The sequence below is a fragment of the Halorussus sp. AFM4 genome (genome assembly GCF_051194995.1).
Taxonomy (GTDB): domain Archaea; phylum Halobacteriota; class Halobacteria; order Halobacteriales; family Haladaptataceae; genus Halorussus.
This window is the reverse complement of sequence record NZ_JBNTJT010000001.1, coordinates 39,169-54,543: the sequence shown is the minus strand read 5'-3', so window position 1 is coordinate 54,543 and position 15,375 is coordinate 39,169. Positions and strand designations below refer to the sequence as shown.

Sequence of the window (15,375 nt, the reverse complement as noted above, 5' to 3'; positions counted from 1 at the left end):
TCGCATGGGGAACGCCATCCGCGTCCTGCTGGTGGACGACGACTCGGCCATCGCGGACCTGACCGCGACGTACCTCGAGCGGGCGAGCGACCGCATCGAGCCGGTCGTCGAGACCGACCCGACCGAGGCGCTGGCCCACGTGTCCGACGGCGCGGTCGACTGCGTCGTCAGCGACTACGAGATGCCGGTGGTCGACGGGCTGGAGTTCCTCGACCGGGTGCGGGCGGTCGACCCCGACCTGCCGTTCGTGCTGTTCACCGGGAAGGGCAGCGAGGAGATCGCCAGCGAGGCCATCTCGGCGGGGGTCACCGACTACCTCCAGAAGGAGACGGGCACCGACCAGTACGCGGTGCTGGCCAACCGGGTCGAGAACGCGGTGGCCCAGTACCGCGCCGAGCGCGAGGCCGCCCGGGCCGACCGCCAGATCCGGCGCATCTTCGAGCGCATCACCGACGCGTTCTTCGGCCTCGACGACGACTGGCGGTTCCGCTACGTCAACGAGCGGGCGGCCGACTTCCTCGGCCGCGACCCCGAGGACCTCGTCGGCGAGGACATCCGCGAGGCGTTCGACGCCGACGGCGGCGGGCCCTTCTTCGGGGCCTACCGCGAGGCGTTCGAGACCCAGGAGCCGGTCACGGTCGAGGCCGAGTCGAGGCTCCGGCCCGGAACGTGGCTGGAGGTCCGGGTCTACCCCGCCGAGGACGGCCTGTCGGTGTACTTCCGGAACGTCACCGAGCGCCGCGAGGCCGAGTCGGAGCTGCGCGACGCCAAGCGGAAGATCGAGGCGCTCCACGACGTCGCGGCCCGGGCAGTCGCCTGCGAGACCGAGCAGGCCGTCTACGACCTCGCCGTCGAGGCCGCCGAGGAGATACTCGAGTTCGACCTCTCGACCGTCGACGCCCACGAGGACGGCGTCCTCGTCACGAAGGCGGTCTCGAAGGTGCTCTCGACCGACGGCTACTACGAGGAGACGCCGGTCGAGACCGAGGGCAACCTCGCCGCCCGGGCGTACCGCGAGGGCGAGTCGTCGCTGGTCCGGGACCTGCGCGAGACCGACGTGGTCCCCGCCGAGAGCGAGTACCGGTCCGCGCTGACCGTCCCGGTCGGCGACTTCGCGGTGTTCCAGGCGGTCTCGAAGGAGCCCGACGGGTTCGACGCGGACGACCGCGAGCTGGCCGAGCTCCTGGCGGCCCACGTCTCGGAGGCCCTGGCCCGGATCCGGACCGAGACCGAGCTCCGGGCCGAGCGCGACCGGTTCGCCGCGCTGTTCGAGAACGTGCCCAACGCGGTGGTCCGCTACGAGATCGACGATCTCGACGCGGTCTGCCGGTCGGTCAACCCGGCGTTCGAGGACGTGTTCGGCTGGGACCGCGACGCCATCGTCGGCGACTCGGTCGACGACTACATCCTGCCGCCGGACCGCCGGCGCCGGGGGGAGTCGCTCAACGACCGGGTCAGCCGGGGCCAGCGCATCGAGGGCGAGGAGGTCAGCCGGATGACCCGCGACGGCGAGCGGGACTTCCTGCTCCACACCGCCTCGGCCGGCGGCGCCGAGTCGGAGGCGTTCGCCATCTACGTCGACATCACCGAGCAGAAGGAGCGCGAGCGCCAGCTCGCCCGCCAGAACGAGCGGCTGGAGGAGTTCGCCAGCGTGGTGAGCCACGACCTCCGCAACCCCCTGAACGTCGCGCTCGGCCGGTTCGAGCTGCTGACCGAGGAGTGCGACAGCGACCACCTCGCGCCCCTCGGCCGGTCGCTCGACCGGATGGACGGGCTGGTCGAGAACCTGCTCACGCTCGCCCGGCAGGGCCAGGTCGTCGACGACCCCGAGCTGGTCGCGCTGTCCGCGGCCGCCGGGGAGGCGTGGGAGACGGTCGACACCGGGGACGCGAGCCTGACCCTGCCCGACGACGCGGTGGTCGAGGCCGACGAGGCCCGGTTCCGCGAGCTGCTGGAGAACCTGTTCCGCAACGCGGTCGAGCACGCCGACTCGCCGTCGCGGGTCGCGGTCGGCGTCCTCGAGGACCGCAACGGGTTCTACGTGGCCGACGACGGGCCCGGAATCCCGCCGGACGCCCGCGAGGACGTGTTCGACCACGGGTTCACGACCGACGAGGACGGCACGGGGTTCGGCCTCGCCATCGTGGAGTCCATCGCCGACGCCCACGGCTGGTCGGTCGAGGCGACCGAGAGCGCAGACGGCGGCGCCCGGTTCGAGTTCTCCCGGGTCGACACCCGCGAGGCCGACGAGTGACCCCCGCGAGACGGAGGCGCCGATTGCGGTCGTTCACGAGCGACATAACAAAGGCACTGGCGACCGGACGTCCGGACGAGGAAGGGTAGCTCAGTGGGAGAGCACCACCGGTCCGCCCGGTGGCAGCCTTTCAGGCTTCGCGTGGTTCGACTCCCGCCCCTTCCACATCCTTGTGACGAACATCACGGCGAGCGCCCGGTGCGCTCGCCACTCTGTGAGTCGTAATCGGGTTCGGAAGGGAGTCGAGCAGACGAGTCGCAGCCCGGAACGGCCCGGAGGGCCGCACGCCCGGACCGTCTCGTCGTTCGGAGGTGAGCACCGCGAACCTGCGAACAGGGAGGAGCTTTGCTCCGACCGTGAGTTCGACTCCCGCCCCTTCCACATCCGCCGCTTTCCTGCGAGGCGTTTCATCGCCGAGCGACAGCTGCGACGGAGGTGGTGAGACGGGCCGGAGTCGAGGACGAAAGGAGGCGTCCGAATCCGGAACGGGACGGCTCGGTTCCCGGCCTACCGAGGACCGATCGGTTCGCGGGGGAGCGGCTCGTCGTCCTTGAAGTCGGCCGCGATCGAGCCCATCGTCCGGACCGACAGCGGGGTGGTGTCCCGGACCTCCGCGAGGTGTTCGAGGATGGCCTCCATCCGCCGGAAGTCCCGCTCCTCGGTCAGGTTGTTCGGGTGGAGCCACATGTGGAACACCCCCTGCTCGCTGCTGGCGCGGTCGATGCCGCGCTTGGCCATGCTGACGATGGGGTCGCCGGCCACGCGCTCGACCGCCGACCGGGCCCGGCCCTCGAAGCAGAACAGGTAGAGCGAGGCCGGGACGTTGACCAGTCCGTACTCGTCCTTCTCGGGCGTGACCAGCGTGGGCGAGACCGCCCCGGTCGGCCACCCGAGGAGCTTGGCGGCCGAGCCGGCGAGCCCGCGGTCGTACCACCGGCGGGGCTGGTTGCCGCGGTAGCACTTGACGCCGTAGGCCGCCAGCACGTCGCGGTGGGCCACGTAGTTGCGGGGGTACACCAGCGAGTCCAGCGAGTCGCCCCGGCGCTCGGCGAGCTCGACGCACTCCCGGATCTCGGCCGCCGCGACCTCCCGGGAGACCTCGTCCATCACGACGTGCGAGAAGGTGTGGCTCCCCACCTCGTGGTCGGCGTCGGCGTCCTCGATCGCGTCGACCAGCTGTTCGCCGTACCACCGGTCGTCCCGGCCCTCCCACGTGCCGGGGTCGCGCTCGAACCAGTGGTCGTCGACCGGGTGGTCGGCGTGCTCCCCGTCGCAGGAGTCCAGCAGCAGGTGACCGACGACCGCCCACGTCGCCGGGACGTCGTAGTCGTCGAGCAGTTCGAGCAGTCGGAGCCACGACTCGCGGGCCTCCCCGACCCGGTCGTCTGGCATCGTCTCGTAGTCGTGGAACCCCCACGCGAGTTCGGCGTCGAGGGAGAGTACGACAGAACCCATCGTATCGTGGCTATCGGAGGGTCGGCGAGTAAATCGGGCCGACCGTTCAGGCGAGTTCTGCACGGTAATCCCGGGTTTCTACTCGACGGTCACGCTCTTGGCCAGGTTTCGGGGCTTGTCGATGGCCCGGCCGAGCAGGTCGGCGGCGTGGTACGACAGCAGCTGGAGCTGGACGTTGGCCAGCACGCCCGCCACGTCCGGGTGGGTGTCGGGGATGGTCAGCACCTCGTCGGCGTACTGGTGGACCGCCTCCTGGTCGTCGCTGGCGACCGCGACCACGGGCGCGCCCCGGGCCTCGGCCTCCTTGACGTTGCCGAGGGTCTTCTCGTCGTCCCGGCCGGTGAACACCGCGAACACCGGCGTGTCGGGGGTGACCAGCGCGAGCGGGCCGTGCTTGAGCTCCCCGGCGGCGAACCCCTCGGCGTGCTCGTAGGAGATCTCCTTGAACTTCAGCGCGCCCTCCAGCGCGACCGGCCGGACCAGCCCCCGGCCGATGAAGAAGTAGGCGTCGCTGTCGCGGTACTCCTCGGCCACCCGGCGGGCGCTGGTGTAGTCGAGTATCTGCTGGACGTGGCCCGGCAGCTCCGACAGCGCCTCGAGTCGCGCGCGGGCGTCGTCGCTGCGCGACCCGGTCACGTCCCGGACGAGTCGCTCGCTCAGCAGCGCCAGCGACACCACCTGCGAGGAGAACGTCTTGGTCGCGGCCACGCCGATCTCCGGGCCGGCCCGGATGAACAGCGCGTCGTCGCACTCCCGGGCCGCGGTCGACCCGACCACGTTCGTCACCGCGAGCGTGGTCGCGCCCGAGGCGTTGGCCCGCCGGAGCGCCGACAGCGTGTCGGCGGTCTCGCCGCTCTGGGTCACCCCGATCACGAGCGTGTCCTCGTCGACCGGGGGCTGGGCGGTCGCGTACTCGCTGGCGAGGAACGTCTGGGCCGGCACACCGCCGTTCGAGAGGTACTGCGCGCCGACCAGGCCGGCGTGGTAGCTCGTCCCGCAGGCGACGAACTGGACCCGGTCGACGTCCGCGAAGGCGCCCGGCGGGAAGTCCTCCAGGCTGATCTCGCCGGTGCTGGGGTCGGCCCGGCCCCGGAGGGTCTGGCGGAGCGCGGCGGGCTGCTCGTGGATCTCCTTGAGCATGTAGTGGTCGTAGCCGCCCTTGCCGGCGTCCTCGGGGTCCCAGTCGACCGTCTGGACCGACCGCTCGACCGTCTCGCCGTCCGCGGACGTGATGCGGTGGCCGTCGGGCTCGACGACGACCACGTCGCCGTCGTCGAGGTAGATGACGTCGTCGGTGAAGTCGAGGAACGCGGGCACGTCGCTTGCGAGGAAGTACTCGCCGTCGTCGACGCCCAGCACCAGCGGCGAGCCCCGCCGGGTGGCGTAGACGGCGTGGTCGCGCTCGGTGATCATCGCCACGGCGTAGCTCCCCGAGAGCTTCGAGAGGGTCGTCCGGAACGCGGTCTCCGGGTCGGCGCCCGCGGCCAGCTCCTCCTCGACGAGGTGGGGGATGACCTCGGTGTCGGTGTCGCTCTCGAACTCGTGACCGCGTGCGCGGAGCCCGGCCTTGAGCTCGTCGTAGTTCTCGATGATGCCGTTGTGGACGACCGCGACGTCGCCCGTGCAGTCGGTGTGGGGGTGGGCGTTGGCGTCGGTCGGCGGGCCGTGGGTGCTCCAGCGGGTGTGGCCGATGCCGAGCCCGCCGTCGGGCACCTCGTTCGCGAGCGCGCTCTTCAGGTTCGAGATCTCGCCCTCGCGCTTGAACACCTCGGGGCCGCCGCCGTTCTTGACGGCCAGCCCGGCCGAGTCGTAGCCGCGGTACTCGAGGTTCTCGAGTCCCGTGAGCAGTTCGTCGACGGCGCCGTCGTCGTCGCCGCCGATTCGGGCGATGATTCCGCACATCAGCGGCGCACCTCCGGCGTCTCGGTAGTCGGCATCGGATTGGTAGCTATCATGGTTAGAGGTTCGTAGTGCGATCGTTCGTTCGGGACGGCGTCCTGCGGTCAGGCGCGTAACCTGTGCCTATCGTTCGCACGGGTTAGTCCATCGCGCATTTACCGTCCCGACCGCCCCATCGTACTGAAGCGGGTACTGTTCGACAGATTGCCACCTGCCCCCTTTGTTATACGCTCGCTGATTGCCCGGCAGGTCGAGCGATGCTCGCGTGTAGGCCGAACTTATTACCACCGGCCGGTCGGTTTTCACGGTCCCTACCGGTTCGATTCGTCGGCTTCGGGTCCGCGTTATCCGGGAGAATTCGCCGGCACCGGTCCGGTACCTCACACTTACCCGCCCGCAAGGACGTGGTAACAAAGTCTCCGCCGCGAGTCGTTCCCACGATGACAGCCGAGAGCATTCAGGCGGTCGTCCTCGCCGCCGGCGAGGGGACGAGGATTCGACCGCTCTCCGACTCGCTCCCCAAACCGATGCTGCCCGCCGCCGACCGGCCGCTGGCCGCCCACGCGGCCGACGCGGCCGTGCGCGCGGGCGCGGACGAACTCGTCTTCGTGGTCGGCTACGAGGCCGACGCGGTCCGGGACTACTTCGGCGAGGAGTACGCCGGCATTCCCGTTCGGTACGCGGTCCAGGAGTCCCAGGCCGGGACCGCCGACGCGGTCCGGGCAGCGCGCGAGCACCTCGACGGCGAGTTCGCCGTGCTCAACGGCGACAACCTCTACGACCCTGCGGGCGTCGCGGCGCTGTTCGAGGGCGGTCCCGCGGTCGGCGCCCGCCGGGTCGAGGACCCCTCGAACTACGGCGTGCTATCGACTGACGGCGACGCGGTCACCGACATCGTCGAGAAGCCGGCCGACCCGCCGACCGACCTCGCCAACACCGGGGCCTACGTCTTCCCGGCGGCGGCGCGCGAGTGGCTCGACGTCCCGGAAAGCGAGCGGGGCGAACACGAGATCACCGACGTGCTTGCCCGAACCATCCAGGAGTTCGAGGTCTCGGCGGTCGAACTCGAACGGTGGCTCGACGTGGGTCGGCCCTGGGAACTGCTGGAAGCCAACGAGTGGAAACTCGCCGAACTCGATCGAGAAATCCGAGGTGACGTCCACGGGGACGCCGACCTCCGTGGCGACGTGGTCGTCGAGGAGGGCGCGACGGTCGACGCCGGCGTAGTCGTCGAGGGACCTGCTCTCATCCGTTCGGGCGCGAGTGTCGGACCGAACGCCTACGTCCGCGGCGCGACGCTCGTCGACGAAGACGCGAAGGTCGGCCACAACGTCGAGGTCAAGAACAGCGTGCTCATGTCGGGCGCGACCGTGGGCCACCAGAGCTACGTCGGCGACAGCGTGCTCGGTCGGGACGTCAACTTCGGCGCGGGCACCAACGTCGCCAACCTCCGCCACGACGACCGGCCCGTGAAGTTCACGGTCAAGGGCGAGCGGGTCTCGACCGGCCGCCGGAAGTTCGGCGTCGTGGCCGGCGACGAGGCGAAGACGGGCATCAACGTCGCGCTCAACGTCGGCACAAAGCTCTCGCCGGGCGTCGGCGTCCCGCCGGGCGAGACGGTCACGCGCGACCGGTAGAATCAGATCGCTTCGGGCTCCTGCACGGGCCTCGGGCCTCGACTCAGTCGTTGATCTCGTCGGGCTTGATCCAGACCACGAAGTCGTCGTCCTGCCGGACGATGCCTCGGACCGACCCGCTCTCGACGCTCTCGTCGACCTCGTCGGTGTCGATGCTGACGACCTGGTTGACGGCGTCGATGAGCCACCCGACGTGGTCGTCGCCGTCGCCCTCGAGGACGACCACGCGCTCGCCGGTCTCGGTCTCCTGGAGGCCGAGCACCGTCTTTGGGTTGACGATGGTCGTCGTGGTGCCTCGCAGATCCATCACTCCCTCTATATGTCTCGCGGAATTCGGAAGCGGTGTCAGTTCCTCCTTGTCCACGATCTCGTCCACGTGCGCGATGTCGATGCAGTACTTGCGGTCCTCGAGCCGGAATTCGAGGACCTGGACGTCGCCGACTGTCTCTGACATACCCGTTGCGTCCCGGGGGGACCACTTTACTGTTCCGACGCAGTCACTCTCCCGAGACTGACGGGTCGGCTACGGTATCTTTTTAACCCACGTTTTCAAATGCGGTAACTGATGGAGGCCGTGGAACTCCTTCGGGTGCTCGGCAACAAGTACAACGCCGAGATACTCCGGGCCACGAGCGAGGCCAAGTCGGCCCAGGAGCTGAGCGACGAACTCGAGATCCCGATAGCGACCAGCTACCGGCGGATCGAGGAACTCACCGAGGCCGACCTGCTCGAGCTCTCGGGCCGGGAGTTCTCCGACGAGGGCCGGCGCACGAAGGTCTACCGCCGCAACGTCGACGCGCTCGAGATCTCGTTCGAGGACGAGGCCATCGACGTCGCGACAGAGGACCGTCCGGACGTGGACAACTCGCTGGCGGACGTGTGGCGCGACCTCAAGGCGGAGTGACCCGAGCGGCTCCCCGGACCGACCGGCCGCGACACCGACTGGCCGCGACACCGACCGACCCGACCTCGCCCGGCCGACGACGGCCTCTCAGCACAGGAAGACCATGCAAACGATAGAACTGCTGTACGTCGCGTTCAGCCTGACGCTCGCGACCGCCGGCCTCTCGATGGTCGGCATCGCGATCCGCGCCTACAACCGAACGTCGCGGCGCGCGATGTTCCACCTCTCGGTCGGCTTCGCGCTCATCGTCGCCGCGGCGATAGCCACGACCGTCAGCGCGTTCCTGACCCAGTTCGAGCAGACCCGGATGCTGCTGTCGGTCAACTACCTCATCACCACGATCGGCTACCTGTTCGTCATCTACAGCATCGCCGCAGACGGATGAGCAGTGCCTGAACAAATGATTGAAATTCGTCCGTTCTACTCGATCCTCCCGCAATCATACGAAAGTTGTCCTGTCGGATAAGGTAATATCACAGGTGATAATCGCGGCCTTACATTTATTATGCAGCTTCGTTTCGTTCCGGGTAGAGTCCGTAGTCAATGTCACATTGGCTGTCGGACAGGACGTGAGAAAATGAAAGAGAAATTCAAGGAGCGGTTGACTGACAGAGGTCAAGTGGGTATCGGCACGCTGATCGTGTTCATCGCGATGGTGCTGGTCGCGGCGATCGCGGCGGGCGTGCTCATCAACACGGCCGGCTTCCTCCAGACCAAGAGCGAACAGACCGGTGAAGAGTCCAGTGCGCAGGTCTCGAACCGCGTGCAGGTCGTGAGTGGGTTCGGTAACGTCGCGAACACCGAAGAGGTTGACTACATTAACCTCACGGTGATGCGCGGCTCCGGCTCCGACGACATCAACCTCTCGACGGCTACTATCGAGTGGATCGGTCCGAACACCGCTACAACGCTTACTGAGGGTAATCTCTCTGCAACTTCAGGGAATATTGATAACAATCCAGACACAGAGTACGGTGAGAGCACCTACTTCAACGTCTCGGCTATAAAGGACCCGTCCGAGTCCGTGCCGGTCCTCGACGAGCAGGACGACCGCTTCAAGGTCACCATGAACGCGGAGGCCATTAGCGGAAGCAAGCTCGGCGAGGGTCAGGAAGTTGAGCTTAAGCTGACCACCCAGTACGGCGCAGTCACCATCTACCGCGCGAACGTGCCGCAGTCGCTCTCCCAGGAGAGCGCCGTCACGGTCTAAGCGGAATCGACAACTGACCGACCTTCCTCTCGATTTTCCGTCGAGTACCCCCACGTTTTTATCGGACCGCTGCAATCGACCAGTCGTGACGTCGCTGTTCGAACTGGAGAAGACGGGGGACGTGGACCAGCTCACCTCGCTGCTGACGAACAGCAACAGCGAGCCGGTCCGCCGGCGCGCGGCCGACATCCTCGGCGAGGTCGAGGCCGAGGACTACGAGGTGCTCGACCCCCTGGTGAAGGCCGCCCAGAGCGACGAGAGCGAGGCCGTCCGGGCGGCGGCCATCGACGCGCTCGACCAGCGCCACGCCGTCGAGAAGCTGGTCGCCGCGCTGACCGGCGAGGAGGTGCCGACCGAGGGCGCCGAGTGGGCGCGCGCGGAGGCGCTGGTCGAGACCCTCGGGGCCGACCAGCCCGAGCTCCGGATGGCGTCGGCCAACGCGCTCGGCCGCATCGGCAACAAGGCCGGGACGAAGGCGCTGGTCGGGCGCCTCGACGACCCCGACCAGCGCGTCCGCGCGCGGGCCGCCCGCGCGCTCGGCCGCATCGAGGACCCGCGCGCCGTCGCCGCGCTCCGGCAGCGACTCGGCGACGAGAGCGTCGAAGTCCGCCGGGAGGCGGCCGACTCGCTCGGTCGGATCGGCGGCGAGGAGTCGCTCTCGGCGCTGCTCGACCTGCTCGACGACGACAGCGAGACGGTCCGGCGCATCGCGGCCACCTCGCTGGGGAACTTCGCGAGCGTGAAACCCCTGGACGCGCTGATCTCGCTGCTGTCCGACGAGAGCGAGACCGTCCGCCGGTCGGCGGTGTTCTCGCTCATCGAACTCCTGTCGAACGCGCCGGGCCAGCAGAGCCACAAGCTGCGCGAGCGGATGGTCGAGAAGCTGAGCGCCACCGACCACCGGAGCGTGGTGGACTCGCTGGTCGACATCCTCGACCAGGGGACCCAGCCCCACCAGCGCCGGAACGCGACGTGGCTGCTCGGCAGGGTGGCCGGCGACCGGAACAGGGAGGCGGCCATCGAGGCGCTGGCGTCGGTGCTCGACGACGACGACGGGATGACCGCGCAGTTCGCCGCGACCAGCATCGCGGAGGTCGGCGGCGAGGCGGCCGAGGACGCGCTGCTCGACCTGCTCGACGACCCGGAGGTGAGCAGCGACGCGCGGGCGAAGGCGGCGTTCACGCTGGGGAAGGTCGGCGGCGAGCGGTCCCGCCAGCGCCTCGACGACCTGATCGACAGCACCGACGACGAGCAGGTCCGCAAGCGAGCGTTCTCCGCGCTCTCGAAGCTGGGCGGACGCGGGTAGCGGGTCGGTCGGACGTAGAGCGCGGTCGGTACCGGAATCGCGTACCGTCGGAGCGCGACGGGACGGGATCGGAGCGCGGTCGCCGGACGACGGTCCGGCGGGGTTATCGCGCGTGAAATTTGCGTAAAACTTTATATCCGGTTGGTGTCTCTTTCCGGCATACGATGGTCAGGGACAGTCTAACGAAAATTTTAACGAGATTACGTGACGGCGAAAGTCGGACCGAGCGCCAGCGGAGCGTGACGTTCGACGGCGGGACCCAGACCGGCAGCGTGTCGGTCTCGGCCGACGGGACCGTGACCCGGTCGCAGCTCGCCGAGGCGTATCGGGACAGTCAGGCGAGCGACGACCTCCGGCAGGCCCAGGCGGTCCACCTCGGGCAGGTCCTGGACGACCCGTCGGCCGCGGTCGGCGACGCGGCCGACCTCGGGGGACGACACGCCGAGGCGGGCGTGGCGGCCTCGACCTTCGCCGGCACCTACGAGGTCGGCGTCGAACGACTCGTCGCCGAGACGTTCGAACAGCTCGAACACCGGCTCGGCGCCGACAACGAGGCGGTCGTCGAGGAGCTCCAGCGCGCCGAGGAGGAACTCCAGTCGGCGCTCTCGGCGACGCTGGCCGACATGCAGTCCGGCCTCGACGCCTACGGAGCGACCGGATCGGTCGGAACCAGTAGTGAGGTCGCTCCGGACGACGACGAGTTCGACCTGGACGACGACGACCTCCTCAACGGCATCGACGTCCCCGTCTTCATCCTCGACACCAGGCGCGGCGAGGTAGTGACGTGGAACGAGGCCATCGCGGACCTCACCGGCTTCGACGCGGAGGACGCGGTGGGGCTGGAACACGCGAGCGAGGCGTTCTATCCCGACGGTCGGCGGGCCAAGACCCTCGCCGACAAGGTGTCCGAGGCGCCGGAGTCCGCCCACCGGGAGTTCGACGTCGAACGGGCCGATACCGAGCGGACGCTCTACCGCGACAGCAGCACGATGACAACCCGGGACGGCGTCGAGCGCCACATCGACTTCTCGGCCCTGCCGGTGTACGAGGACGGCGAGGTCGTCGCGGTCGTCGAGACCGTCCACGACCGGACCGAGGACGTCCGCCGGCAGCGGGGCGTCACCTCGCTGGTCGAGGAGCTCAGCGGGACCATGGCGGCGATGGGGTCGGGCGACCTGTCGGCGCGGGCGTCGTTCCACGACGAACACGGCGTGGTCGACGACTCGCTGCTCGAGGTCGTCGACCAGGTCAACGAGCTGGCCGACAAGTTCGAGTCCCTGACCGAGCGGGTCGGCGAGAAGACCGACGACCTCGAGGACTCGGTGGCGAACGCGGCCGAATCGGCCCACGCCATCGACGAGCAGGTCGACGAACAGACCGCGCAGCTGTCGGAGGTCGCCACCCAGATGGAGAACTTCTCGGCGAGCATGCAGGAGGTCGCCGCCAGCTCCGACCAGGTGGCGTCGGCGGCCGAACAGGCGAAGGCGTCGGCCGACAGCGGTCTCGAGTCCAGCACGGGCGCCCGCGAAGCCACCGACGAGGTCATCGAGATGAGCGAGGACCTCGTGGACACCGTGACCGAGCTCGAGTCCCAGATGAACGAGATCGAGGACGTGGTCGAGGTCATCGCGGAGGTCGCCGACCAGACCAACCTGCTGGCGCTCAACGCGAACATCGAGGCGGCGCGTGCGGGCGAGGCCGGCAGCGGCTTCGAGGTCGTCGCCGACGAGGTCAAGCAGCTCGCCAACGAGACCCGCGAGCACACCGAGGAGATCGCCGAGCGCATCGAGGAGATCCAGTCGCAGGCCAACGAGACCGTGGTCGCGGTCGAGGAGTCCAACGAGCAGGTCAAGCACGCGGGCCAGGAGATCGAGGACGCGCTGGTGGCGCTCGAGGAGATCGCCGACGCGGTCGAGGAGGCCGCCAGCGGCGTGACCGAGGTCGCGGAGGCCAACGACGAGCAGGCCGCCAACATCGAGCAGGTGATGGCCACGGTCGAGGACGTCCGCGACAGTACCGACGACGTGGACGCGGCGACCGACGACATCGTGTCGGCGACCCGGGCCCAGACCGAGGCCATCGAGGAGCTCTCGGCCCGCGTCGACGACATGCGGAGCCGGACCTGACGCCACGGACATCCCCGCCATGACCGCACCGAACTCCGACGGACGCCGACTCCTCCCGCCGACGGCCCGCAGGGCGACGGCTGGTCGACGCGAGCGAGCGCGCCGAGAACGCGGACACGACTCATGAGCAAGGAAGGCGAGCACAAGATAACCGACACACAGGGGAAGTTCCTGCAGGTCGTGAAGAACGGCCGCAAGCTCAACGACCCCGACTGGACCAGCGGCCGCATCCTGCTTTCGAACAAGCGGCTGGTGCTGGCCGGCAACCAGGGCAAGCGGTCGATCCCGCTGTCCAAGGTGAACGGCATCAAGGGCCGCTACGACGTCAACCAGGCGGTCGCGGCGGTCTCGGACTACCTGAGCGTCGAGTTCGAGAACAACGTCGTCCTCCTCGGGACGAACATGGACATCGAGGAGTTCGAGACCGCCGTCTACGGCGCCCTGCTGAACCAGAAGATGATCCTGACCAAGCACCCCGCGGTCGAAGGGGGCGTGGTCCAGGACACCGAGTGGGAGAAGGCCCGCGTCAAGGTGACCGAGGGGATGGTCAACGTGGCCATCGCCAGCGGCACGTTCGTCGGCATCGAGCTCGACGACATCGGGTCGGTCGAGCGCGCCACCCGGACGGTCAAGGGCGAGCAGCGCACGGTGCTCGAGGTCGAGCACACCCAGGGCGACACCAGCATCCAGACGTACGTCTCCGGCCAGACCCGACGGGCCACCCTGCTGGAGTCGCTGTTCCGGAAGGGCGAGCGCAAGAACGAGGGCGGCGTCGAGCTCGACGAGACCGAGAAGGAGGTCCTGATGGCGCTGTACTCGGGGGTCTCGTCGTTCGAGATCCCGGACTTCCTCGGGATGGACGTCGACGAGGTCGAGCGCATCTTCGAGCGGCTCATCGAGGTCGACGTGCTCGAGGAGGTCCGCAAGCGCCGCGAGGTGAGCCTGAAGACCCGCGGGCGCAACATCGCCAGCGAGTCGATTAACGAGAAGTGACGGCTCGACGGTCTGGGGTTCGCACTCGTTCTCTCCTGTCGTCAGGTACCGTTTCGCCCCGACGTCGGTGAGTCCGTCGGCGGAGGGTCGCGGGCCGCCGCCTCACTTCCGAGCGCGCTTGACCAGTCGCCGGAGGTCGAGGTGCCCCGCGCCGTGGTACGGTTCGCCGCCGGGGGCGTCCCGGGCCGTCTCCCGGAGCAGCGACTCGACGTCCTCGGCGCCGGCGTCCGGCCGGAGCGAGCGCACGAGCGCTACCGCGCCGGTCACCTGCGGGGCCGCCATCGACGTGCCGGCCTTCCAGCCGTAGCCGGGGACCGGATCCCCGTCGTCGTCCCGCTCGACGACGGTCGAGAACACCAGGTCGTAGTACCAGCCCGGGACGTCGTCGCGGTACGCCTCGGGGTCGTAGTTGCCGCCCGCGGCGCTCACGTCGACGCCCGTGCCGTAGTTCGTGTACACCGCGGGGTGGGTCGGCTCCGTCTCCAGCTTCTTCAGCGCCTTGTCCTCCCGGCTCGGCTGTTTGTCGTCCCAGAGGTAGCCGATCGGACCGGTCGCCGACACGCCGAAGATGCCCTCGACCTCCGTCGGAAGGCTGACGACGTCGTCTGGCGTCATGTCGATGCCGGCGTTGCCGGCGGAGTTGACGATGACCATGTCCTTCGACCGCGCGTACTCCGCGGTGCGCCGGTACGCCGCCGCGACGAGGGGTACCCAGTCGGTTTCGGGCGTCGCGGGCGGATAGCCCAGGCTGATGTTCGCGGCGTCACATCCCTTGTTGGCGGCGTCGACGATGGCCGCTAGCACGTCGCCGGTGGCGCCCTCGACCCCGGAGAACACGCGATGGGCCACGATCTCGGTCCCGGGCGCGGTGCCGAGCACGCCCTCGCCGTCGGCGTTCGTCGCGGCGACGATGCCCGCGACGTGGGTCCCGTGGTCGCCCGCGCCGTTCGGCCGGAAGTCGTACGGGTCGGTCGTGAAGTTCGCCGACAGGTCGTCGTTCACGACGTCGGCGAGGTCGGGGTGGCCGTCGTAGACGCCGCTGTCGATGACCGCGACCCGGGTCCCCTCGCCGGTCGCGGTGTCCTGGACGGTCCGGCCGTCGCCCGGATTCTCGGTCAGATCGCCGACGCGCTGGTCGCGCTTGTCCCACTGGAGCTCCGTGTAGGTCGGCTCGCCGCTGTCCCACGCGGGGCCGTTGCGTCCGGGGCCCTTCCCCGCGCGCTCCCTGGCCGGCCCGGGGTCGCGGGCCCGGTCGTCCCGGTAGACGGTGACGTCCGGGGTCGTGGACGCCGACCCGGGGACGTCGTCCGGGTCGCCGCGGGCCGCGAGCAGATCTATCTCGGCGATGTCGTGGAGGATCTCGACGGCGTCGGGTACCTCGCTCCGCGAGACCTCCCGCAGGTCGACGAGGAACCGCTCGCCCGTTCCGCCGCTTCCCGCTGCGACGCCCGTCCCGCTCGCGAGCGCTGCACTGCCGACGGCGCCCCCGACCGCCCGGAGGAACGTCCGCCTACTGTGTCTTGACATGACTACTCAAACAACATTCTCCTGCACTAAATATATTTGCGTTTGATAATGTAAGTAGGGGCGA

Annotated in this window: 12 protein-coding genes and 1 tRNA gene; 9 read left to right on the top strand and 4 right to left on the bottom strand. The window is 69.0% G+C overall.

Going from position 1 to position 15,375, the window contains the following annotated elements:
* Nucleotides 1–4 precede the first annotated feature (4 nt).
* Both ACQUQF_RS00245 and ACQUQF_RS00240 read left to right on the top strand, forming a co-directional pair.
* Nucleotides 5–2,254: a PAS domain-containing protein gene (locus tag ACQUQF_RS00245; protein WP_435174419.1), complete on the top strand. Its 2,250-nt coding sequence runs from the start codon at nt 5–7 to the stop codon at nt 2,252–2,254.
* Nucleotides 2,255–2,333: 79 nt separating this feature from the next.
* Nucleotides 2,334–2,419: transfer RNA gene (locus ACQUQF_RS00240), tRNA-OTHER, on the top strand.
* Nucleotides 2,420–2,761: 342 nt separating this feature from the next.
* Here the strand turns inward: ACQUQF_RS00240 and ACQUQF_RS00235 are convergent.
* Nucleotides 2,762–3,709 carry a polysaccharide deacetylase family protein gene (locus ACQUQF_RS00235; protein ID WP_435174417.1) on the bottom strand — a complete coding sequence of 316 codons (948 nt, stop codon included), beginning with the start codon at nt 3,707–3,709 and terminating at the stop codon, nt 2,762–2,764.
* Nucleotides 3,710–3,787: 78 nt separating this feature from the next.
* Entirely contained in the window at nt 3,788–5,611 is a 1,824-nt protein-coding gene (gene glmS, locus ACQUQF_RS00230; protein WP_435174415.1) for a glutamine--fructose-6-phosphate transaminase (isomerizing), read from the bottom strand.
* Between the two features lie 452 nt (nt 5,612–6,063).
* Here glmS and glmU point away from each other — a divergent pair, with 452 nt between their 5' ends.
* Nucleotides 6,064–7,245: a bifunctional sugar-1-phosphate nucleotidylyltransferase/acetyltransferase gene (gene glmU / locus ACQUQF_RS00225; RefSeq protein ID WP_435177572.1), complete on the top strand. Its 1,182-nt coding sequence runs from the start codon at nt 6,064–6,066 to the stop codon at nt 7,243–7,245.
* A gap of 43 nt (nt 7,246–7,288) precedes the next feature.
* On the opposite strand, the gene ACQUQF_RS00220 is transcribed toward glmU, so the two are convergent.
* Nucleotides 7,289–7,699 (bottom strand): chemotaxis protein CheW, encoded by a 411-nt coding sequence (locus tag ACQUQF_RS00220; RefSeq protein ID WP_435174413.1) that lies wholly within the window; start codon nt 7,697–7,699, stop codon nt 7,289–7,291.
* A 111-nt stretch (nt 7,700–7,810) separates the two neighbouring features.
* Between ACQUQF_RS00220 and ACQUQF_RS00215 the strand changes: the two genes are divergently transcribed.
* The 6 genes from ACQUQF_RS00215 to ACQUQF_RS00190 all read left to right on the top strand — a co-directional run bounded on the left by ACQUQF_RS00215 (nt 7,811) and on the right by ACQUQF_RS00190 (nt 13,784).
* Nucleotides 7,811–8,149 carry an ArsR/SmtB family transcription factor gene (locus tag ACQUQF_RS00215; RefSeq protein ID WP_435174411.1) on the top strand — a complete coding sequence of 113 codons (339 nt, stop codon included), beginning with the start codon at nt 7,811–7,813 and terminating at the stop codon, nt 8,147–8,149.
* 103 nt (nt 8,150–8,252) lie between these two features.
* The gene (locus ACQUQF_RS00210; RefSeq protein WP_435174408.1) at nt 8,253–8,534 is read left to right on the top strand and encodes a DUF7521 family protein; all 282 of its coding nucleotides are present in this window, start codon (nt 8,253–8,255) and stop codon (nt 8,532–8,534) included.
* Nucleotides 8,535–8,726: 192 nt separating this feature from the next.
* Nucleotides 8,727–9,359 carry an archaellin/type IV pilin N-terminal domain-containing protein gene (locus ACQUQF_RS00205; RefSeq protein WP_435174406.1) on the top strand — a complete coding sequence of 211 codons (633 nt, stop codon included), beginning with the start codon at nt 8,727–8,729 and terminating at the stop codon, nt 9,357–9,359.
* 85 nt (nt 9,360–9,444) lie between these two features.
* Nucleotides 9,445–10,665 carry a HEAT repeat domain-containing protein gene (locus tag ACQUQF_RS00200; protein WP_435174403.1) on the top strand — a complete coding sequence of 407 codons (1,221 nt, stop codon included), beginning with the start codon at nt 9,445–9,447 and terminating at the stop codon, nt 10,663–10,665.
* 164 nt (nt 10,666–10,829) lie between these two features.
* Nucleotides 10,830–12,791 carry a methyl-accepting chemotaxis protein gene (locus ACQUQF_RS00195; RefSeq protein WP_435174400.1) on the top strand — a complete coding sequence of 654 codons (1,962 nt, stop codon included), beginning with the start codon at nt 10,830–10,832 and terminating at the stop codon, nt 12,789–12,791.
* A gap of 123 nt (nt 12,792–12,914) precedes the next feature.
* A complete protein-coding gene (locus ACQUQF_RS00190; protein ID WP_435174397.1) occupies nt 12,915–13,784 on the top strand; it encodes a CheF family chemotaxis protein in 870 nt (289 codons plus the stop codon).
* Between the two features lie 102 nt (nt 13,785–13,886).
* Here ACQUQF_RS00190 and ACQUQF_RS00185 read toward each other — a convergent pair whose 3' ends face one another.
* Nucleotides 13,887–15,311, bottom strand: coding sequence for a S8 family peptidase (locus ACQUQF_RS00185; RefSeq protein WP_435174394.1), 1,425 nt, complete (start codon nt 15,309–15,311; stop codon nt 13,887–13,889).
* Nucleotides 15,312–15,375: the final 64 nt, after the last annotated feature.